Annotated in this window: 20 protein-coding genes and 1 pseudogene; 9 read left to right on the top strand and 12 right to left on the bottom strand. The window is 63.7% G+C overall.

Annotated elements, in window-relative coordinates; genetic code table 11:
• Positions 1-6: 6 nt before the first annotated feature.
• The 3 genes from ACSFA8_RS23125 to ACSFA8_RS23115 form a co-directional block, all read right to left on the bottom strand.
• A complete protein-coding gene (locus tag ACSFA8_RS23125) occupies positions 7-1,884 on the bottom strand; it encodes a sensor histidine kinase (RefSeq protein ID WP_435481821.1) in 1,878 nt (625 codons plus the stop codon).
• Positions 1,881-2,489, bottom strand: coding sequence for a response regulator transcription factor (locus tag ACSFA8_RS23120; RefSeq protein ID WP_435481820.1), 609 nt, complete (start codon positions 2,487-2,489; stop codon positions 1,881-1,883). Before ACSFA8_RS23120 ends, ACSFA8_RS23125 begins: the two co-directional genes overlap by 4 nt.
• Positions 2,490-2,583: 94 nt before the next feature.
• Entirely contained in the window at positions 2,584-2,979 is a 396-nt protein-coding gene (locus ACSFA8_RS23115; RefSeq protein ID WP_435481819.1) for a hypothetical protein, read from the bottom strand.
• 306 nt (positions 2,980-3,285) lie between these two features.
• Between ACSFA8_RS23115 and ACSFA8_RS23110 the strand changes: the two genes are divergently transcribed.
• Positions 3,286-4,863, top strand: coding sequence for an InlB B-repeat-containing protein (locus ACSFA8_RS23110; RefSeq protein ID WP_435481818.1), 1,578 nt, complete (start codon positions 3,286-3,288; stop codon positions 4,861-4,863).
• 410 nt (positions 4,864-5,273) lie between these two features.
• On the opposite strand, the pseudogene ACSFA8_RS23105 reads toward ACSFA8_RS23110, so the two are convergent.
• Positions 5,274-5,414: pseudogene (locus tag ACSFA8_RS23105) on the bottom strand (dienelactone hydrolase family protein); the annotation flags it as partial.
• 26 nt (positions 5,415-5,440) lie between these two features.
• Between ACSFA8_RS23105 and ACSFA8_RS23100 the strand changes: the two are divergent.
• Positions 5,441-5,575: a hypothetical protein gene (locus ACSFA8_RS23100; RefSeq protein WP_435481817.1), complete on the top strand. Its 135-nt coding sequence runs from the start codon at positions 5,441-5,443 to the stop codon at positions 5,573-5,575.
• Between the two features lie 34 nt (positions 5,576-5,609).
• Here ACSFA8_RS23100 and ACSFA8_RS23095 read toward each other — a convergent pair whose 3' ends face one another.
• Entirely contained in the window at positions 5,610-6,530 is a 921-nt protein-coding gene (locus ACSFA8_RS23095; RefSeq protein ID WP_435481816.1) for a LysR family transcriptional regulator, read from the bottom strand.
• 196 nt (positions 6,531-6,726) lie between these two features.
• Here ACSFA8_RS23095 and leuC point away from each other — a divergent pair, with 196 nt between their 5' ends.
• The 3 genes from leuC (at position 6,727) to ACSFA8_RS23080 (ending at position 9,828) form a co-directional block, all read left to right on the top strand.
• Positions 6,727-8,145: a 3-isopropylmalate dehydratase large subunit gene (gene leuC / locus ACSFA8_RS23090; protein WP_435481815.1), complete on the top strand. Its 1,419-nt coding sequence runs from the start codon at positions 6,727-6,729 to the stop codon at positions 8,143-8,145.
• On the top strand, positions 8,142-8,792 hold the full coding sequence (gene leuD / locus ACSFA8_RS23085; RefSeq protein WP_435481814.1) for a 3-isopropylmalate dehydratase small subunit: 651 nt from the start codon (positions 8,142-8,144) through the stop codon (positions 8,790-8,792). Before leuC ends, leuD begins: the two co-directional genes overlap by 4 nt.
• A 70-nt stretch (positions 8,793-8,862) precedes the next feature.
• Positions 8,863-9,828 (top strand): tripartite tricarboxylate transporter substrate binding protein, encoded by a 966-nt coding sequence (locus tag ACSFA8_RS23080; protein ID WP_435481813.1) that lies wholly within the window; start codon positions 8,863-8,865, stop codon positions 9,826-9,828.
• A 388-nt stretch (positions 9,829-10,216) separates the two neighbouring features.
• Here the strand turns inward: ACSFA8_RS23080 and ACSFA8_RS23075 are convergent, their stop codons facing one another.
• Entirely contained in the window at positions 10,217-10,612 is a 396-nt protein-coding gene (locus ACSFA8_RS23075; protein ID WP_435481812.1) for a hypothetical protein, read from the bottom strand.
• Between the two features lie 20 nt (positions 10,613-10,632).
• Positions 10,633-11,334, bottom strand: a complete 702-nt coding sequence (locus tag ACSFA8_RS23070; RefSeq protein ID WP_435481811.1) for a hypothetical protein — start codon at positions 11,332-11,334, stop codon at positions 10,633-10,635.
• A gap of 174 nt (positions 11,335-11,508) precedes the next feature.
• Between ACSFA8_RS23070 and ACSFA8_RS23065 the strand changes: the two genes are divergently transcribed.
• The gene (locus tag ACSFA8_RS23065) at positions 11,509-11,841 is read left to right on the top strand and encodes a hypothetical protein (RefSeq protein WP_435481810.1); all 333 of its coding nucleotides are present in this window, start codon (positions 11,509-11,511) and stop codon (positions 11,839-11,841) included.
• Positions 11,842-12,684: 843 nt separating this feature from the next.
• Here the strand turns inward: ACSFA8_RS23065 and ACSFA8_RS23060 are convergent.
• From ACSFA8_RS23060 to ACSFA8_RS23040, 5 genes are all read right to left on the bottom strand, one after another.
• Positions 12,685-13,101 (bottom strand): 6-pyruvoyl trahydropterin synthase family protein, encoded by a 417-nt coding sequence (locus ACSFA8_RS23060; protein ID WP_435481833.1) that lies wholly within the window; start codon positions 13,099-13,101, stop codon positions 12,685-12,687.
• Between the two features lie 32 nt (positions 13,102-13,133).
• On the bottom strand, positions 13,134-13,766 hold the full coding sequence (queE, locus tag ACSFA8_RS23055; RefSeq protein WP_435481809.1) for a 7-carboxy-7-deazaguanine synthase: 633 nt from the start codon (positions 13,764-13,766) through the stop codon (positions 13,134-13,136).
• Positions 13,767-14,373: 607 nt separating this feature from the next.
• Entirely contained in the window at positions 14,374-15,267 is an 894-nt protein-coding gene (locus ACSFA8_RS23050) for a DMT family transporter (RefSeq protein WP_435481808.1), read from the bottom strand.
• A gap of 237 nt (positions 15,268-15,504) precedes the next feature.
• Positions 15,505-16,293 (bottom strand): hypothetical protein, encoded by a 789-nt coding sequence (locus tag ACSFA8_RS23045; protein ID WP_435481807.1) that lies wholly within the window; start codon positions 16,291-16,293, stop codon positions 15,505-15,507.
• A gap of 158 nt (positions 16,294-16,451) precedes the next feature.
• Entirely contained in the window at positions 16,452-17,867 is a 1,416-nt protein-coding gene (locus ACSFA8_RS23040) for an IS1182 family transposase (RefSeq protein ID WP_435481806.1), read from the bottom strand.
• A gap of 214 nt (positions 17,868-18,081) precedes the next feature.
• Here ACSFA8_RS23040 and ACSFA8_RS23035 point away from each other — a divergent pair, with 214 nt between their 5' ends.
• Genes ACSFA8_RS23035 through ACSFA8_RS23025 form a run of 3 tightly spaced genes read left to right on the top strand, consistent with a single transcriptional unit; the run spans position 18,082 to position 19,720 of the window.
• Positions 18,082-18,462 carry a hypothetical protein gene (locus ACSFA8_RS23035; protein WP_435481805.1) on the top strand — a complete coding sequence of 127 codons (381 nt, stop codon included), beginning with the start codon at positions 18,082-18,084 and terminating at the stop codon, positions 18,460-18,462.
• A 41-nt stretch (positions 18,463-18,503) separates the two neighbouring features.
• Positions 18,504-19,457, top strand: coding sequence for a trypsin-like serine peptidase (locus ACSFA8_RS23030; RefSeq protein WP_435481804.1), 954 nt, complete (start codon positions 18,504-18,506; stop codon positions 19,455-19,457).
• Positions 19,458-19,471: 14 nt separating this feature from the next.
• Positions 19,472-19,720 carry a hypothetical protein gene (locus ACSFA8_RS23025; RefSeq protein ID WP_435481803.1) on the top strand — a complete coding sequence of 83 codons (249 nt, stop codon included), beginning with the start codon at positions 19,472-19,474 and terminating at the stop codon, positions 19,718-19,720.
• Positions 19,721-19,753 lie beyond the last annotated feature (33 nt).

Here is a 19,753-nt window from a genome sequence, read left to right as displayed (position 1 = left end):
GATCTGTCAGCGTGACGTGACCGAGGTTGCATCATTCGGGAACGCTTTCCCGATGCGTGCCTGGGCATGGCCGAGAAAGGCGCGCAGCTGAGGAGGTCGTACCGGCTTGATGATCACGGGCAGGCCAGCCGCGCGCGCCGCCATCAGATAGTCGCCCCCCACATCGCCGGTGACGATCAACGCGGGCAGTACGGCCTCGTTCAGCGCCGAACGCAGATCCTCGATGGCCTGGATGCCGCTCACCTGCGGCCCCAGCCGCAGGTCCACCACCAGCGCATGGGGTCTGAAGCCGGCGTGGAGCATGCCCAGTGCGCCCTCCACGTCGATCGCGGATCGAACGTCCATTCCCCATGAAGCGAGCAGCCCATCAAGCGCCTGCAACGAACTCGGGTCATCGTCGACCACCAGTATTCGCATCGCCAATGCGGTTGCTGAGGACGATGCGGCGGGCCGTTCGACATCCTCCGGCGGTTCGCTCATGGCGGCATCGGCCAAGGGGAGGTGAAGCTCGAACACGCTGCCTTGCCCTTGTACCGAGTGCGCAGTCACCCGCAGGTCGAGCAGTTCGCTCAACCGCTTGACGGTGGACAGCCCCAGGCCGTAGCCCAGCCGCCGGTCGCGCGCCGGATTGTCGACCTGGTAGAACTCTTCGAAAACGTGCGGCAGATGATCGGAAGAAATGCCAATGCCCGTGTCCTCGATGGCCAGCCTCAGCTGGCCGCTGTCGATCCGGCTGCTGATGCGCACCTGTCCCTCCCGCGTGTAGCGGATGGCATTCGCCAGCAGGTTGGTGACGACCCTGGCCAATAGGGCCCGGTCGCTGCGTACGACCACGTGGCCGGCGGCGATCTCGAAGCGCAGCCCCTTCGCGATGGCCACCGCCTGGTGCGGCCGGCAGCAGTGGCCCAGCAGTTCGTCGATGGCAAAGGTCGACCACTGCGGGCTGAGCGATCCGGCGTCGGCGCGCGTGATGTCGAGCAGGTCGTCCACCACGTCGGTCATGCCGTCGGCGCAGGCCACCAGCTGTTCCGACATCTCCTTCACGTGGCGCTCCGTGCTCACGGTGTGCACCGTCTGCGCCAGCAGCGCCATCGCGTTGAGCGGCTGGCGCAGGTCGTGGTTGGCCGAGGCGAAGAAGCGCATGCGCGCGGCCACCGCTTCTTCGGCGGTTCGCCGCGCCGAGCTGCTGCGCTCGTTCTCGGCGCGCAGCGCGATCACCAGTTCGGCATTGCGCTTGCGCTGCGCCTGGATCTCGTGAAGCGCGGAGGACAGCTCCCTGGCGCTGAGCAACGTGTAGACGCCGATGAGCGACACGATCGACGCCATGGCCAGGTGATAGCTGCCGCCGAACCAGATGTCGCGCAATACCAGCGGCCCGAGAATGAGCACCACATAGACGATGGCCGCGCGCCCCATCGTCGCGAGCCGGATCGCTCCGCCCAGCGAGACCGTGACCATGGTGATGTGAAGAATGGCCTCGGCCTGCGCAGGCCCGTCGCTCTGCAGCAGCACGCACAGCACACCGAACGAGAAGGCCATGAGCTGGTTGGTGGCCATGATGGGCAGCACCATCGCCGGCAGGTTCGCGCGAAGCCCCGGCCGCAACGCCCAAGCCAGCCAGATGCCCATGCGTGCGGCGACGATGACGCAGTAGACGGCGAACCATGCCTTCACGCGCTGGCCGTCCACGCCGTCCTTGTATTCGAGGTAGCACAGAAACCCCGCGGCAGCGGCCAGGATCCACGCCCAGGGCGTGGAGCGGATCATCTGCTCCAGTTGCTGGAACTGGAGATCCGAGAAGGACAGGCGCGAGGCGATAAAGCCGCGTGCGCGCGGCGCTTGCGCGGGAGAAAAAGAGTCGGAAGAGGAGGGCGCGGACTTCATCGCAAATCCAGCATCAGCCCCGCGCGCCGCGCTTGCACCAGCAGGTGGGTGCGGTTGCGCGCGTCCATGGTGTCGAGCAGGGCCGTGATGTGCAGCTTGACCGTGCGTTCCGCGATGTTCAGCTCGGCGGCGATCTGCTTGTTCTGCCGACCTTGGGCGACCAGCAGCAGCACTTCGAGCTGCCGCGGGGTCAGGTTGGAAGCAGGCAGGCAGGCGCGCGGCTGCAGCACATCGAAAGCCTCGCCGCCCGCCGCCACTTCGTCTAGAGCGGCGGCGATGCGCGCCACCGACTGCGACTTGCCGACGAAGCCGGCCGCGCCCGCGGCGCGTGCGCGCGCTGCGAGTGCCGGTTCCTCGTCGCCCGAGATCATCAGGCGGGACACGAGCGGGTGCCGGGCGCCGAACAGGCGCAGCCCTTCGAGGCCGTCTTCGCCGCCCAGGCGGTAGTCGATCAGCACGATGTCCGGCGGGCACTGCGAGGCGCGTTCCACGCCCTGCCCCAGCGACAGGGCGGTCTCCACCTCGAAGTCGGGCCGCGCGTGCGTCAGTGCATGCGCAAAGCCGACACCGAACAGCGGGTGATCGTCGACAAGCAGGAGTTTCATGGTGCCGTGATCCTCGGCGCGAGCCCGGCAGGCCGCGCAATCTCCTCGTAGGACGCCATTGTCCACACCGGTGGGTGTGGTGCGAGCCCGCGCCTCAGTTGCAACGACCGGCAGCGCGCAGCAGCGCGTTGCAAGCCGGTGCCGGTGTCGAGCTGGTCGCCGGCCTGGCATTGGAGCGGCGCGCGGATGCGGGCGCATCGCTCTGGCGCATCTCCTGGCAGATCGCATCGCTGACCACCCGGCCGACCACCGACACCGAACCTTCCACGTAGCAGTTGTACGTGCGGCCACCGTCGGTCTTGGCCAGGAAGGTCGTCTGCACCCCGCTGTCGGCCCGGTTCGAGATGGTGAACGCAGAGGGCGGCAGGCCCAGCGCACGCGACGTGTTGGTGACGATCGCGTCGTCGGTCACGGCATGCGATGCGCACCCGCCCACGAGGACGGTGGCAGCGAGAAGCGCGAAGAAGAGGGAGGTGGGTGAAGGTGTCATGCAACGCCGGGAAGTTCAGGGATGCGAGCGAACCCGCACTGGAACCCCCAGCCTAGCCAAACACTGCGCGCCCGGAAACAGCACCTTCGGGCAGGTGCCCGATGGTGCTATGGCCCGCGCCGAACCTCCTTTCTACGATCCGACCCTCTTGAACGAGCACAGAAGGCGCCGGGCCCCGGTGTCAGCTAACGAGGAATGGCAGTTATGACGAAGAAGAGCGCCTGCAGGCGATGGATGGCTTGTGCGTGGAGCCTGGCCTTGTTGACAGCCTGCGGAGGCGGCGGCGGTGGAGGGTCCGGTGGCAGCTTGCTTCCACCCATCGGCTTTCCTCCGCCCGTTGCGGTGACGCATCGGCTGGACGTCGGCATCACCGGTGCCGGTCGTGTCGCGTCGCAGCCCGCGGGCATCGACTGCGCCGACAACTGCGGCGCAGATTTCGCATCGGGCACGCAGGTCACGCTCACGGCCACACCGGCGGCGGGGCGGGTGCTCGGCAGTTGGGGCGGCGCATGCAGCAGCAATGCCAGCACTTGTACCGTGCGGATGGACGCCGCGCTCGCCGTGACGGCTGCGTTCGTCGCCGCACCGCCGGTGGTCGGTTGGGGCGATGCGGTCACGCTGTCCGCCGGCGGCGCCAGCCAGCCGAAGGTGGCAGTCGACGCGCAAGGGCGTGCACTGCTCGTGTGGCGCCAACTCGAGGCCGACCAGCTGACTGACCGGCTGTGGGGCAGCCTCTACCGACCGGGCAGCGGCTGGAGCACGCCGCAGCGTCTGGAGGCCAACAGCGGTGGGGTGCGCGACGTCCGCGTCGCCATCGACAAGGCCAGCGGTCGCGCCGTCGTGGTGTGGACGCAGCTGAGTTCGGTGACGGGCTACGACCTGTGGGCGCTGCAGGTCGACCCGTCGACCGGCTGGGCCACGCCGGCGCTGCTGGAGACAGGCAGCGGTACGGTCGGGTTCGCGAGCGCAGGCATTGACACCAACGGCAACGCGGTGGCCGTGTGGTCGCAGATCGGGCCCACCACGCGCTTCAGCATCTATGCCAACCGCTACACGCCGGCGGGTGGCTGGGGCACGGCCGCATTGATCGAGACCAATGAGGTCGTGGGCACCGTGGATGGCGATCCGGCGGTCGTGGTGGCGGGCTCGGGCGAATCGCTGGCCGTGTGGAAGCGCTCCACCGGCAGCAGCGCCTCGCTCTGGACCAATCGTGCCGATGCGAGCGGCAACTGGGCCGCAGCGGCCGAACTCGTGCCGGACGCGGGCACCGCGCAGTCGATCGGCGCGCACGATCTGGCGATCGACGCCGGCGGCAATGCGCTGCTGGCCTGGGGCCAGGTCGACCTGCCCGGTGGAAGCAACCAATGGGAGAGTGCCGTGTGGTTCAAGCGGTTCTCGGGGGGCGCCTGGCAGGGCGGGACCGCACGGGTGGGCGCGCCGTTCATGTCGACGCAGGCCTTGTTGAGCACGCCCGTGCTGCGCATGAACGCGGCCGGTGCGGCGGTCGTGAGCTGGGGGCGGCTGGACAACGCGCTCATGGCCGCAACGGCGCCACCGGGCGCGGCATTCGGCGCGGACACCGTGCTCCGGCCGGCCGCTTCTCAGGCGTTGACGAGTCTGCCCGCGCTGGGCGTGGACGACGCGACGAATGCGCTGGCAGCGTGGACTCAGGCCAATGGCGCAAGGACCGGCGACCTCTACGCTGCCCGCCACACGCTGGCCGGAGGTTGGGGCGCGCCGACGCTGCAGGAGCGCACCGATGAGGCGGCTGAAACGCCCGACATCGGCATGAACGAACTGGGGAATGCAGTCCTGGCCTGGCAGCAGTTCGAGCCGAGCGCGGGAACGCGCATCTTCATCCGACACTACGGTTCTGGTAGATAGGGTTGACCACTCTGCGCTTGCATGGGGGGTGCGGCACCGCGCGGAAGCCAGGTACGGCGCCAGGCATTGCTCCAAACAAAAAGCCGCGGGTCGGGTGCAACATACTTTCCGGTCAAGCCGCGCCTGCTGCTGGGGAGCTGGGAAGGAACGTGCATCCTGTCTGATCGGGATGGCCGAGCGGAGCGGTAGGCTGTGGGCGGCTGTGCCATCGGGCCGCTACCGTGCCTTGCCATCCCGGCGGGTGTGTCCGTCAAGGCGGATGGCAAGCAACGTCCGCAGGGCATGCCGCGCTGAAAGACAAGATCGTCCAGCAGGCGGTGGTGACAGTGCTCACGCCGATCTAGGAGACAGACTTCCTCGGCTTCTCCTCTGGGTCCCGTCCGGGGTGCGACCAGCAAGAAGTTTGCGTGTCAAATTTTTTCGTGCAGACGCATGAGTATGTTGGACGGCAGCGTCTCGTCCAGGAGTTTGCGCGCCGTCTCGACGCCGGCCACTGGCAGCAGATTGGGGTCGAGCAGGCCCACCTGCACCAACACGCTGGCCTGGTCCCAGCGTTGTTCACCAACAGGTGGTTGGCGTGGCCGTTAGCAGCCACATCGAGCAGCCGCTTCTTCGCGCGCTGCGCGCGTACAAGTCATCGATCGAAGTGTCCGGCGTCTGCGCAATCGCCGGCAACAGGTTCGCCGGTGGCGTGGCCGTCGGGCTCTCGTAGTACGCCACCATGCGCTGGGAAAATGCGCTACGCCTTACCAACCGCCGCTGTCGTCAGCAGCGCTGCGGTGGTCTTCGAAGCGGCCCAGCATGAAGTCTACGAACACACGCGTTTTGGCGGACATGTTGGCTTTGCTTGGGAAAACAAGATAGATGTCGGCCGGCGGCAGCGACCAGTCGGTCAAGACAAGACGCAGACGGCCGGATCGGAGATACGGCGCCGTATCCCACATCGATCGCATGAGGATGCCGTGGCCATCCAGTGCCCAGGTGAGCGCGCAGTCGCCATCATTGCTGCTCAGGGGTCCCCTGACCTTGACACTCTCGTTTCGAGTGCCGGAGCGCAGGTGCCAGGTTCCGAAGGTGTCGTCACTTTCACGGATGAAAAGGCAGGGGTGCCGCTGCAGTTCGCCAGGCTGGGTCGGCTCGCCGCCTCGCTTGAGGTAAGACGGCGCAGCGCAGAGGATGCGCTTGTTCGACGCCAGCAGTCGCGCGGTCAGTCGGGCATCTGGAAGTTCCCCGAAGCGAATGGAGGCGTCGAAGCCCTGCTCGACCAGATTGACCGGGCGATCGGTCAGGCTGAGTTGCACTTCGACCTCCGGATAGGCGCGAGCGAACTTCGACAGGGCGGGCGCGATGTGACGGCGGCCAAAACCCAAGGTGGCGCTGAGCTTGATCTGGCCTCGCGGGACAGCCTTCGCGCCGGCCACCTTGCGTTCCAGTTCATCCATATCCGCCAACACCCGCGCACCTTCGCTGACGTAGATCTCGCCCTCGGGCGTGAGACTGATTCGACGCGTAGTCCGGTTGAGCAGGCGCACCCCCAATCTCGCCTCCAGCATTGCCAGGCGCTTGCTGGCCGACGGAGGCGTCACGCCCATCTGCTGGGCTGCAGCGGCAAGCGTGCCCGACTTGATCACCAGCGTGAAGAACGCGAGATCAGAGTAGGTGTCCATGGTTTCTATTCGTTCTTTGAGCGCAAGTATGAAGTGTCTTTTGAGCCATTTATGTTGCCAGAGGATACTTCTACTATTCACTTCATGGATGGGTCATCGGGCGCCGGAGCATCGTTCTTCAGGCCCGATCTACCCAGCCTGCGCCCGGAAGTCCGCGCAGGTTTCACCGTCAAATCAATCTTCCAGGAGAGTCTCAATGACGTCTCGTACCCTGTACCAAAAGCTCGTCGACACACACACCGTGACGAGGCTCGACGAACAAAACGTTCTGCTGTTTTGCGATCTTCACTTGATGAACGAGTACACCAGCCCTCAGGCTTTCGCGGGGCTGCACGAACAGGATCGCGACGTCCTGATGCCTGCACAAAACGTCTCGACAGTGAGCCACGTCATTCCGACCCACCCTGTCGCGAATCGCATCATCCAGAACCCGGCTGCTGCCCTGCAAGCGAGCAACCTCAAGCGCAACTGTGTGCGCCATGGGATCCCCCTGTTCGACACCAACGATGCACTTCAGGGGATCGAGCACATTATTGCGCCCGAGCACGGAATGATCCGGCCTGGGATGGTGGTGATCTGCGGAGACAGCCACACCACGACCTACGGCGCGCTGGGGGCGCTTGGCTTCGGCATCGGCACGTCCGAGGTGGAGCATGTGCTCGCCACCCAAACCCTGGTCTATCGCACGGCGAACGACATGCGGATTCGAGTCGACGGGCAACTGCCGATCGGCACGACCTCGAAGGATCTGATCCTCATGATCATCAGCCGCATCAGTGCACAGGGTGCGCGCGGCCACGCAGTCGAGTTCTGCGGCAGTGCAATCAACGCGCTTTCCGTCGAAGCGCGATTCACGCTGTGCAACATGGCCGTCGAGGCCGGTGCCCGCGGGGCGCTCATCGCGCCGGATCAAGCGGCCATCGACTACGTCCTGGCGCGCGCGCCGGACATCACCGGCGACATTCGCGATCGTGCACTGGCCCGCTGGGCAACGCTCTATAGCGACGACGACGCCGTGTTTCACATCGAGCATCGCTTCGACGCCAGCGACGTGGCGCCCTATGTGACCTGGGGTACCAGCCCCGATCAGGCGATCCCCATCACTGGCAGCGTGCCAGCACCAGAAGGCCCGCAGCGGCTCAGCACAGAGCAGGCCCTGCGCTACACCGGCCTCGAGGCTGGCATGTCTCTCGAAGGACTGAAGGTGGATCACGTTTTCATCGGGTCATGCACGAACGCACGGATCGAGGATCTGCGAGCCGTTGCGAAAGTAGTGGAGGGGCGGCGCGTATCGCCAACGCTCCGGGCGATGGTTGTTCCCGGCTCAGGCGCGGTCAAGGTTCAAGCGGAAGCCGAGGGGATCGCCAAGATTCTCATCGACGCTGGCTTTGAATGGCGCCAACCAGGCTGCTCAATGTGCCTTGCAATGAACGACGACATTCTTTCCCCGGGTCAACGATGCGCGTCGACCACCAATCGAAACTTCGAAGGGCGCCAGGGACGCGGCGCCGTCACCCACTTGATGAGCCCCGCCATGGCCGCCGCAGCCGCGATCACCGGCCACATCACCGACGTTCGCCACATCGGCGTTGAAACCGCTGAAAGCGCCGTATGACTGAACTTGCCAATCGTATCGAGGGCATCGCCGCCCCCATTGAAATTGCCAACCTCGACACCGATCAAATCATGCCGAAGCAGTTCCTGCACGGCATCGACAAGGCGGGGCTCGATCGGGGGCTGTTGTGGGATCACCGCTTCACCGGCGACGGGCAGGTGAAGCAGGACTTCATCCTGAACAGCCCAGCGTACGCCGACACTCGCGTTCTCATGGCGGGCCCGAACTTCGGATGCGGCTCGAGCCGGGAGCATGCGGTGTGGGGACTTCAGCAGTTCGGCATCCAGGCGGTCATTGCTTCCGCCTACGGTGAAATCTTCTATTCGAACGCCATGAACAATCGCTTGCTGGCCGTCATGCTCGCAGAGGAGGAAGTGCAAGCATTGCTCAGCGAGTCACGGCAGAACCCAATGCCACTGCGCGTGTCGATCGATGTGGAGACCACGACGGTCAAGTCCCCGCAGCACACCTTTGCGTTCACGATGAGCGTGCGCCATCGCACGATGTTCCTGCAAGGCCTGGACATGATTGGCGCTTCCTTGAGCCACAGGGCCGAGATCGAGGCATTCGCTTCTCGACATTGGGCAGCCCAGCCATGGGTGAAAGACGTGGCGGGACGCACGAAGGCGCGTCTCGACGCGCACTGAGACCCAGCCGGCAACAAACGCAGCGCCCTCGTGCGCATTGCGATTCGACAACCCCCCAGGAGACAAACTCATGCATCGTCGTCACGTACTACTCTCGCTTGCTCTTTCCATTGGCGCATCACTCGGGGCAAACGCCCAGACTTGGCCGCAGCGGCCGATCAAGCTGATCGTTCCCTACGCCCCCGGCGGGAGCGCCGACATCGCAGCGCGGCTTGTCACCGATGAATGGGCCAAGAAGCTCGGCGGCGTCATGGTGGTCGACAACCGGGCCGGGGCAGGCGGCACTCTGGGCGTTGATGCCGTTGCAAAGGCCGCACCCGACGGCTACACCATCGGCCTCCAGACCGTCTCGCTGGCGATCAACCCTGCGCTGACGCCCAAGATGCCATATGACACGTTGAAAGATCTGGCGCCGATCGGAATGGTCGCGAGCTCGCAGCACGTGCTCGTCGTGACCAACAACTTGCCAGCCACGGACGTGAAATCCCTGATTGCGCTTCTCAAGGCCGAGCCCGGCAAGCACAACTACGCTTCCGCGGGAGGGGGCAGCACCTTTCACATGGCCGCTGAACTGTTTAAGGCGAACGCAGATGTTCCGCTTGTCCACATTCCCTACCGTGGCGGTGGACCGGCACTTGTAGACACCATCGGGGGCCAGGTCAGCCTGAGTTTCCCCGTTCTGTCGGCGGCCCTGCCGCAAGTGCAAGGCGGAAAGCTTCGTGCCCTTGGCGTCACCGGCACCAAACGATCACCGTTGATGCCCAACGTACCGACGCTCGCTGAAGCAGGTCTGCCCAACTACAGGTTCGAGACGTGGTTCATGGTTTTCGCACCCGCCGCCACGCCCAAAGCCATCATCGACAAGTTGAACGCCAGTTTGAACGAAGCGCTCAGTTCCCCCGCAGCCGCCGCGCGCATGACCAATGAAGGCTTCGATCCGATTCCATCGACCCCTGAGCAAGCAAGTGCCAGGCTCGAGAAAGAACTACCGCAATGGGGCAAGCTCATCAAAGAGCGCGGCATTAAGGCCGACTGAACACAAGCGTCCTCGGCCCAGCTCCCAGCTCCCGGCGGCCGCCAAAGCAACGTGGCGTCGGCGACGATGGATGCGCGATCCTTGCGTTCCTTGAGCTCCTGCCCGGCAGCTTGCGCCCGCATCAACGACTGCTGTCGGCCTCATACGCGACGTTGAGAGCATGGCCTCGTAAGACAGCAACGGGCCCACTGCTGACTTTCATAAGCCCGAATTCACGACCGCAAAGCAGACGCAAAACGACAGCCACATTAGATGGCTCGGAGCCACAACCGCGATTTCGAGCACCACTCGCGAACGCGCGGTTCGCCGGCTCCAAAGCTGAAAATCTCGCCGAGCCGGAGATCAGCTCACGCCCACGCTGCGTTGTGGCGGATGCAGCGTGGTCCGCTCAAAAGATCGTGATGCAGCCGGTGCTACTCGCTGCGACCAGTTGCCCTGTTGCGTTGTGCCCCTCCACCTGATAGCAGTAGGTGTTGTTGAAGACGACCGAGGCGTCGATCAGGGACGTTGAGGTGACCCTGGCTAAGGCGAACCCATCGCGCAGCACCAGGAAACTGGCAGCTAGAAGATCGTCGCTCCATTCCACTTCAACTGCTTCCGGACCGACACGCGTCAGCGCAAGGGCGAGCGGCGCAACTACAACTACAGGCTGCTGGACAGAAACGGCCACAAAGCCGCCACCACCCCCGCCGCCACCCCCGCCACCGCCACACCCGGCGAGACCTCCCAAGGCAATCGCTGCTACTGCGCTCCGCAACAGAAAACTGCGCGTGAATGCGATCATGGATGACATTTTAAATCTCCTCAGGGCGCTGTGGCGGGGCCAGCCGTCACAGTTAGCTTGGACGAACTGAGGTAGAGCAGCGGTCGCGGATCGCCACCCGGGCGTTCGATGCGCAGTTCCAGGAATCTATCGAACGGATTCGCGGTGGCCAAGTTGGCGACCATCGAGTAAGGCGCCATGGCATCGCCCGGCAACACTCCAGCGGGGCCGCGCAAATCTGTCCCCTTTGGCTGCTGATTCACCTGAACCCAGCTAAGGCGCAGGAGCCCGGAGGGCATTAACGCCTTGGCCTCTACCCGAATCGACTCGCGATTTGGGAAGCCGCCTCCTCCATCGCTCACGACGATGGCCGCTTGATCAACGGGTAGGTCCAGAGTGGTGCTGCCAATTACCAGGCGGAACGAACGGATCGCTCCGGCATAACGCCCAACATAGGGGTCGGGCTCGGCGTCAGGAGCGCTGTCCTCATAACGCACTGAAAACGACCAGTTACCTGACGCGAGGTCGCTTTGAGAGAAACCCAGATCGGCCGGAAGGGCTGCGAGCTGCTCGGCCTTTGGCGGTTTGAACGTGCCACTGCCTGAGAGCTTGACCTCGGCGGCGTCGCTCGTCCGCGACATTGCGATGCTTGCCGTCAAGACAAGAGCCACAGTAAACAGAAACGAAGCTGCCTTCAAGCGTTGCTTGGTCCTACGTTGTAGGGGTCGAATGCCTGATTCCATGGATGTGCTCCTTGTGGAACGCTCAATTCGAGCGGCTCTTGCGTAACGCGCGGAGCGGGTTTCGGCTACCCGCTACACGCTTGACTTGTTACAGAGCGTCAACGAGTGCACGCCTTTCGCGGCGAAACGTTGATACAGCATTGGCGATTTTGCCATCTTTTCGGAGAACCCATCGTGAACTTCGATCGTTCCGCCAAATGGGCTGTGGTAGCTGCCTTGGCTGCTGGCTCGTTATTCGCTGCTGCTTCGGCCCGTGCCGAGGTGAGTTGGTCCATCGGCATCGGTGGCCCCGTGTATTACCAGCCAGCACCCGTCTATACGGCGCCGCCGCCGGTCTACTATCAGCCTGAACCCCGCGTGTACTACCGTCCTCCGCCGCCGGTGTATTACCGTCCGCCGCCGGTGTATTACGGACCGCCGCCGCCGGTCTATTACGGGCCTGACTACAGGAGCGGCTATCGCTATCGTGATCACGGCCGTCGGGATTGGGACGACCGCGACGATTGAGGCCCCGTCAAACAGGCTATCGAAGCTCCGAAGGGGCACAGTGAATACGGCGGTCCCGCTGCTAGTGCGGTCGGGCCGCCGCATAGCGGCCGTTCGCCAAGGGCTCCTTGTGGCCGACTGTAGCCTGTCGGCTACCAGGAGCTTCGGGCCCTGAACCGACATTGAGCTGACGAGATTGAACGGCGCAAAGCGGCCGTTCTCGACAATCTGAGCATCGCGGTTAGGCTTCGGTTAGGCTCGACAATCCGGGCAGGTACCCGCAGATGAATGCGTGCAAGCGATCCACGCATGCCTCCCAAGGCCCTTATGGTCGCTGCTTTTGTCCATATTCTGCGGCGGGCGTGATGAGTTGGCGGTGGCGGGAGAATCTCCCGGCGGCGACGGTGACCGGACGAAAGCGAAAGTGACCGGCTGGGCGGTGTTCGCCCCGTGTCGCTCAGAAGCTGACCCGCCTTCCCACGAAGGGACCGCGCTGCCAAACGATCAGCGATGCCTTCATCCGCTCCGTGCCCATATCCAACCAAGTGTCACAACCAGGAGAATGATTGCAATCCACCGCGGGTAACGCCTTCTCCAAATGGAGAGCACGAGCAAGCTGCCAGCACTCAACACCGATCCCACGATCACAGGGTCTGTCATCAAATCATCTCTCTCTCAGGGCACTCGGGGCGTTCGGAGCAGGCGGAGTTCCTCGACGCGATGCGCGATCCGATGCACGAGGAGCACATCACCATGTGCCGCTGCGGCGGGCCGTTCGACCCCGCCGGCTTCGACGTCAATGCCGTCAACTCTGCAATCCGGAGGCTGCGCATCTGAGCCCGTCAGGGTGGTCTCGCGAGACGCTTACGCAGCACTCTGGCCCCACTTCAGCACGCACCGATCGCCGCTGGCACGGCGCTCAACCATCACAGCGCACAGCCCAGGTACCGCGTCCTCCAGTTGTGAGCGGATGAAAGTGCATAGGTTCTCCAGCGTGGCGGGTCCTAAGCCCCGAACTTCGTCCAGGAACCGGTGATCCAGCATCTCGCGCACCCGAGCGATCTCGCTACGTAGGAAGGCCAAATCGACCACCATGCCGGAGTTCGCATCAGGGCGGCCACGAACCGTCACCTCCGCCTCGTAAGTATGCCCGTGGATGCGCAGGCTTCCCTCGGTCTCGACGGTTCGATGCAGGGTGTGCGCAGCCTCAAAGAAGAACCGTTGCGACAACTCGTACACGGTCACGCAGGCCGGGGCGCTCTTAACGGCGGCGCCAGACATATGGGTCTCGAGGGCGGCAGCGAGGGCGGACATCAGCGGATTTCCAGGATCTTGTGGGTTTGGACAGACAGGCGCCACTGCGGGTGGGCCTGGCAATAAGCGATGGCAGCGCGGGTGTGCTGCCGCTGCAACGGGCCATCCATCGGCTGCAGAAGGTAGTACTTGAAGTCTCCGGCCGTTATCGCCTCTGGCAGCAGGTCTGGCTGCGGATAGACGAGTTTCAGTTCATCGCCGCTGCGCTGCACCCACTCGGCGCCGGCCTTCGGACTAACGCAAATCCAGTCGATGCCTGCCGGGGCCTGGACGGTGCCGTTTGTTTCAACTGCTATCTCGAAGCTCCGGGCATGTAGGGCGTCGATCAGCGCCGCGTCGACCTGCAGCAGTGGTTCACCACCCGTGAGCACGACATAGCGGTGCGCATGGCCCGCCGGCCACTGCGCGGCGATCAGTTCCACAAGGGCATCGGCCGTCTTGAATTTGCCGCCTAGAGTGCCTTCAGTCCCCACGAAATCGGTGTCGCAGAACTGGCACACGGCCTGGGGCCGATCTTCCTCGCGACCGCTCCAAAGGTTGCAGCCAGCAAACCGGCAGAAGACCGCCGGTCGGCCCGCCCGCAGCCCTTCGCCTTGCAGGGTATAGAAGATTTCTTTGACGCTGTAGGTCATGCGCTGCGGGCCCTTAAAGCCGATGCGAAGCAGTTCGCACGCGGGGACCTTGGCCGCAACCGTAGCTCCAGGTATGACGCTGACTTCGATCGCCGAGGTAACAGGTGTGGCTTTCCTCCAAGATCCGGGCTGCCAGATCTTGGGGTGATCGTACTTTCGGTGCGGATTGACACGGTTCAGGCAAAAAAGCCGTTCTGTATCAACGACTTGGGCAAACGGCTTTCCATATCGTTGAATGCAAGCTGTTGATTTCAAAGGCGATTTTGCGCGCCGACGTGTCATTTTGCACCGAAGGTACGATCACCCCTACAAACGCTACGTGCAGATCGGGGAGGGGACGCACACCGGGATGGAAAGGAACCGCATGCAGTTCTTCGAGGCAGTCAGCGGTTCCTTGATGAGAGGGTTCAAAGTTGGGCAGTAGCTGATGATCACTCGCAGGATCGGAGTTCCCTAGAGCAGCCGATGGCCAACGCCGGCTGCTGGCCGAATGTAGCCGGTCGCTGCCTCCGGAGCCTTGCGGCCCAAGCCGTCGTGCCGCCATACAAGGTTCTCGCTTGAACTTGCCGCAATAGCATGTGGCTTCACACGCGCGCTTCGCAGCGGCTCAGGTGGCCTGCCGCTTTGGCCGTGCGGATCTTGGCGCCTCGCTGCGCGCCAGCCACAGTCCGCTCGCAACGATCAACGCCCCGCCGCCCAGCGTCCACGCATCGGGCACGGCCTGCCAGAACACCCAGTCCAGCACAAGCGCCCAGGCGAGGGCGCTGTATTCAAAGGGGGCGATGGTGGCGGCCTGGCCGTGACGGAAGGCCTCGGCGATAGCCATCTGGCCCAGAAAGCCGCTGATGGCCAAACCCGCAAGCACCCAGGTGTGCTGAGCCTGGATTGGCACCCATTGCGGCGCCGATAGCAGGCCACCGCCTACAGCCATGCCGGCCGTGGTCCAGAAGACCAGCGCGGCGCTCGATTCGGTGCGGCTGATGAGCCGGCCCAGCATGTTCGACAGCGCATAGCAGACTGCGGCCACCAGAATCGCCAGAGCGCCCACCGAGAGGAAGGCTCCCTGCTCGGGCCGCAGTGCGATGACGACGCCAATGAAGCCCAGCCCGATGGCGATCCAGTGTCGCGGCTGGACCGACTCGCCCAACATCGGCACGGCGATGAGCACCATCAACAGCGGAGCGATGAAAGTGAGTGTGTAGGCCTCTGCCAAGCCCAGGGTCTTCAGGCCATAGACGAAGAGCACGAGCATCGTCATGTTCAGCGCGGTGCGCAGCAGGTGCAGACGCCAACGCAGCCGGCGGCTGAAAACGCCGGCTGCCTCGCGCCGCCAGGCGATGTACAGGCACACCAGGGGCAGCGCCGTGAGACCGCGCAGTGCCATCACCTGCACCGGCGGGTAGTACCCAGCCAGGTTCTTGAGCAGTGCGTCCATGCAGGCAAAGAAGGCGCAAGCCAACAGCATCGCGGCGATGCCGCGCAGGGTTCCGGTCGAGTGCATGGTCGGGTTGTCTCGCGGCAGTGGCCGTGGAAGGGACTTGTTCTCGACCGCCTGGTATAGGCGCTGCGAACGTCTGATCCTGGCCGACTGTAGCCTGTCGGCTACCAGGAGCTTCGGGCTCACTCCGGTCATTGGGCTCAGCAGAAAGCAGCCATTCGGCTGCAGCGGGCTCTGGCTTGCCCTACGACGCGGTCGGGGACGGCGCAAGGGTATCGCGGACTTGGGAGTTCCGTGACCCTACAGACTGAAAATTGACGGGTCGTCCAGGAAGAAGCGAAAGCTCTGTACTTTGAAATCTTCTACTGGAGCTCTGGCGGAAATGTGCGGCTTGCCGCGCTCTTCGATGTCGTGAATCAGGATGCCGACCAGCACAAGCTCGCTCCGACAGAAAGCATCGATTTCCCCAACCTCGACCAATCTTCGAAGCTCATCTGTGGTCTTCTTTTGCGATGGCTTCTTAATCTCAAAGACTTCGCCCGAGCCCTTGGCTGCAAGAGTGAAAGGCTTGAACGATTGCCGGTCCTTCAGAAAAACCAACGCCCGTCGTTGGGCCTCGTCGAAAAGGATTCGTTGAAAAGCTCCAAGGCTGCTGATGGAGCCTTCTCCGTCAAAGCGTCTGGCTGGTAAGTCCTTGAATAGCTGAACATCCCCGAATGCGAGCCTTTCAGCATCCGCCGCGCGCTCTAGTCGGATTGCTCGACTGGGCCAAATCATCCCTTCCGCTTCCTGCATGCATCGTATTCCGCTCTTTCGCTCGTTTGCCCGAAAGTAGCCCAAGCTCATTGTTAGCAATGCGGAAATCACACCAAGCGTCCGCTCATCAGCCACTTTCGACCTGACAAGTGCGAGGCCGCGCTCAAGTGAGTCAAAGGCGTCCTTCAACGCTTGCTTCTGGTCAACCCGCTTTGGCAAGAAACTGTAGTGAAAATCGTCCGGGGCATTGCTATAAACCGCCACCCAAAAATCGTGGTAGTCGCCAACTGAATCGAAATCTCGTTTGAAGGGTCGTGTAGCGTCCAAACTCATCCGTGGCTCTCATATGTGAACGTATTCGTGACACCAGGGTCCGCTTCTGGCCGATTGTGTTGAAAAACTCGTCTGGAATGTTGCCTACACAGGCGATCGCAGAGGATTCGCAATCGAGTTGGTGACGCAAGAACACGCAACAAGCCTCGCGGCCCGTCTCACGCATTCCTCATTGCAGCACCTGCTTCGGTCGGCATCAACCACTTGGCCATCCGCCGGAGGTTCTGTGCTGTGGCCGCCATCAGGAACTCGTCCTGGGCACCACTGAGACCGCGAAGCCTGAGTCGATCTAGCTTCATGATGCGCTTGAGGTGCGCGAACAGCATCTCCACCTTCTTGCGATCCCTGCGCGACTGTGTGTACTGCGGTGTCTGTGCGATGGAACGTGCAACGTCACGCGCACCCTCGTGAATGCTGCGGGCAATCTTGCGGTACGGCGTGTTCGGGCAGCAGCGATCCTTCATCGCACAGTCGTTGCAATCTGCCTGACTCGCCCGATAGATGATGGTGTCGGCCTTGGTGATACGACTGCGCGGCGTTGTGAACTGGCGTCGGTCGTTGCGCAGCGGATGCCCTTCAGGGCAAACGTACGCATGGCGCTCGGGCACCCACTGGAACTCGCCGATCGATAGGCTGCCATCCTTGCGGACCGTCTTGTCCCACACGGGTACGTGAGGTTCGATCTGCTTGTCCTCGACCATCCAGCCGAGCAGTGGTGCGGTGCCGTAGGCGGTGTCGCCCACGAGCCGTCGGGGCTTCATGTCGAAGCGCTGCTCGACGCGCTCGATCATCGTGCGGGTGGAGTCCACCTCCCGCGTGCGGTGCGCCGGCGTGGCCTCGACGTCCATGACGATCCCTGCTGACAAATCGATCAGGTAGTTGGTTGAGTAAGCGTAGAACGCCGGCCCACCGGGCGCTGCCGTCCAGCGTGCAGCGGGATCGGTCGGGGAGATGTTTCGGGGTGCAGCCTCTGTGTCGCGCGTCTCTTCGGGCGTATCGTCAGCGACTGGATTGGTGACGTCGAGTGCATCAAGGTACTCGCGCACAGCGCGGCTGCACTGAGTGCCTTGGCGCCACTGCGCGATCTCGGAATTTGGGACGTTGCGCGCACGGTTGGCGTCGGCCTTGATGATGCTGGCATCAATGGCGAATCCTTCGCCTTGAACCAGCCCCTCGGTCATGCAGCGGCGCAGCACGGCCTCAAAGACAAAGCGCAATGCATCGCTCTGGCGGAAGCGGCCGTGACGGTTCTTGGAGAAGGTCGAGTGATCGGGCACCCTGTCTTCAAGGCCCAGACGACAGAACCAGCGATAAGCCAGGTTGAGGTGGACTTCCTCACACAGCCGGCGCTCGGAGCGAATGCCCAGGCAGTAGCCGATCACGAGCATACGAACCATGAGTTCGGGATCGATCGAGGGCCGGCCGGTGTGGCTGTAGAACGGTGCCAGATGTTGGCGCAGCGCACCGAGGTCGAGGAATCGATCAACGCCCCGAAGCAGGTGATCACGCGGGACGTGATCTTCGAGGTTGAATGCGTAGAAGAGCTGATCGTGGACTGTGCCCTGACCCATCATGATGCGTACCTCCATCGATGACGAAGGGCATGCAAACAGCGAGCCAACTCTTAGCATTCACCAGAGTTTTTCAACACAATCGGCCGACTGTAGCCGGTCGGCTACCCGGAGCTTCGGGCCCAAGGGCGACGTTCCCCAGGCGGTGTTGAGCTGTGCAGACCAGTCGCTCGCGTAGGCGGCTGCGGGAGATGTCCCTTGCCCACCGTCATTGGCGATGGTGCTGCTGGCGGCGATCCTGCTGAGCCTTTGCGGGGCGCAGCCGCCGCTTGCCCGTGGCCGCATCATGGGCGGCCAATCTCGGGAGCCGGAGGCCGCGCGCATCCAGCGCGGCAACTACTCGAATAGCAGCATTCCGCTGAACGAGAAGGACGGCGGCGACCCGGACTCATTCGTCAGCGGCAATCGCGATACCGGCCTAGCCGTCAAGTCGCGCTCGCCCTCGAAACCGATGTCGGCTGGGTCGAGGCCGCACCGAAGAACTTGCCGTCTGCCGGCGCCCGCATCATGCATGTTGTGGATGCGACAGGCCCGTACCCACTACCACAATGGTGGCCCGGCTGCATTCGCACCGGCACGGCGCGTGTTTGAAAGCTAGCAGCGCCGCGACTGCTCAACCACGCAAATGGAGATATTCACATGGGTAAGTCTATTGACACACGTGTATTGACGTCAGGCAACGAAGGTGAGGCGGCGCCGCTCGCCGAATCTACGCAGTACGAGAGCCTGCCTGGGCTGAACTTCAACGTACAGGACCCCAACGCCGAGTCGAGTAACGGGGTCGACGCCGAGTCCGCCCTTGGAGCCACCGAGTACGAAGGCTCGGTCGGCGGCGGGCGCGGCGACGAGGCACTGGCCGCAGCGGCACCGGACGCGCTGCTGGGCAGCTATGACGCGAGCGAGATCTCGCTGCGTCCTGAGGTCATCATCGGCACCGATGACCGCGTGCGCGTGGGCAACACGACCGTGTACCCCTGGCGTGCAATCTGTGGGCTGAAGATCACCGCGGCCAACGGCAGCCGTTTCATCGGCACCGGCTGGTTGATCGCACCACGCACCGTCATCACCGCCGGTCACTGCGTGTTTATGCACAACGAAGGCGGCTGGGCGCGGTCGATCGAGGTTGTGCCGGGGCTGAACGACGCCGCACGGCCCTATGGCAGCGCGTCCAGCGGTGCCCTGCGCAGTGTGACGGGCTGGACCCAGTCGCGCAACCGCGAGTTCGACTACGGCGCCATCATCCTGCCCGGCAATGCGCGCTTGGGCGATCGCACTGGCTGGTTCGGCCTCGCGGTGCGCGACGACGCTTTCCTACGTGCGGCTAGCCTGAACCTGTCGGGTTACCCTGGCGACAAGGGCGGCAACCAACAATGGTTCATGGCGCAGCGCACGAAGAGCGTGTCAGCGCGCGTGATTACGTACGATATCGACACCATGGGTGGTCAGAGCGGATCGCCGGTGTGGATTCTGCAGAGCGGCCAGCGTTTTGGCGTGGGAGTGCACACTAACGGCGCCAGCAGCGGTAACTCGGCCACGCGCATCAACACGGACGTGTTCAACCGCATGATGGCGTGGAAGAACGAAGGCGCTTGAGGCCAGCGGATCGCATGCCGTCCTTCAAGTTGCAGGTCGTGCGTGCTAACGGCACGCCCGCCGCCGATGCACTTCTGTCCGTCGCCGGTGCTCCGGTTCCGGTGCCAGACTTGGGGTACGTGGCGGACGCTGCCGGCCGGGTTTCCATCGACGGGCCGGCCGGCAATTACACGTTCAGCATCTGGCTGGACGGCAGCGAGCGGCTCGTGCAGTACGAACTGAGCCCGCAGTCCGGCGTCCACTTAATACGGCTGCCGGTCTGAAGGCATGACAGCGAGGGTCACCCGACGCGCGCC

This window comes from Variovorax nitratireducens, from assembly GCF_051216545.1.
In the GTDB taxonomy this organism is placed as follows: domain Bacteria; phylum Pseudomonadota; class Gammaproteobacteria; order Burkholderiales; family Burkholderiaceae_C; genus Variovorax.
Note: the sequence above shows the minus strand (reverse complement) of the source record. Positions and strands in the feature narration are given on the sequence as shown.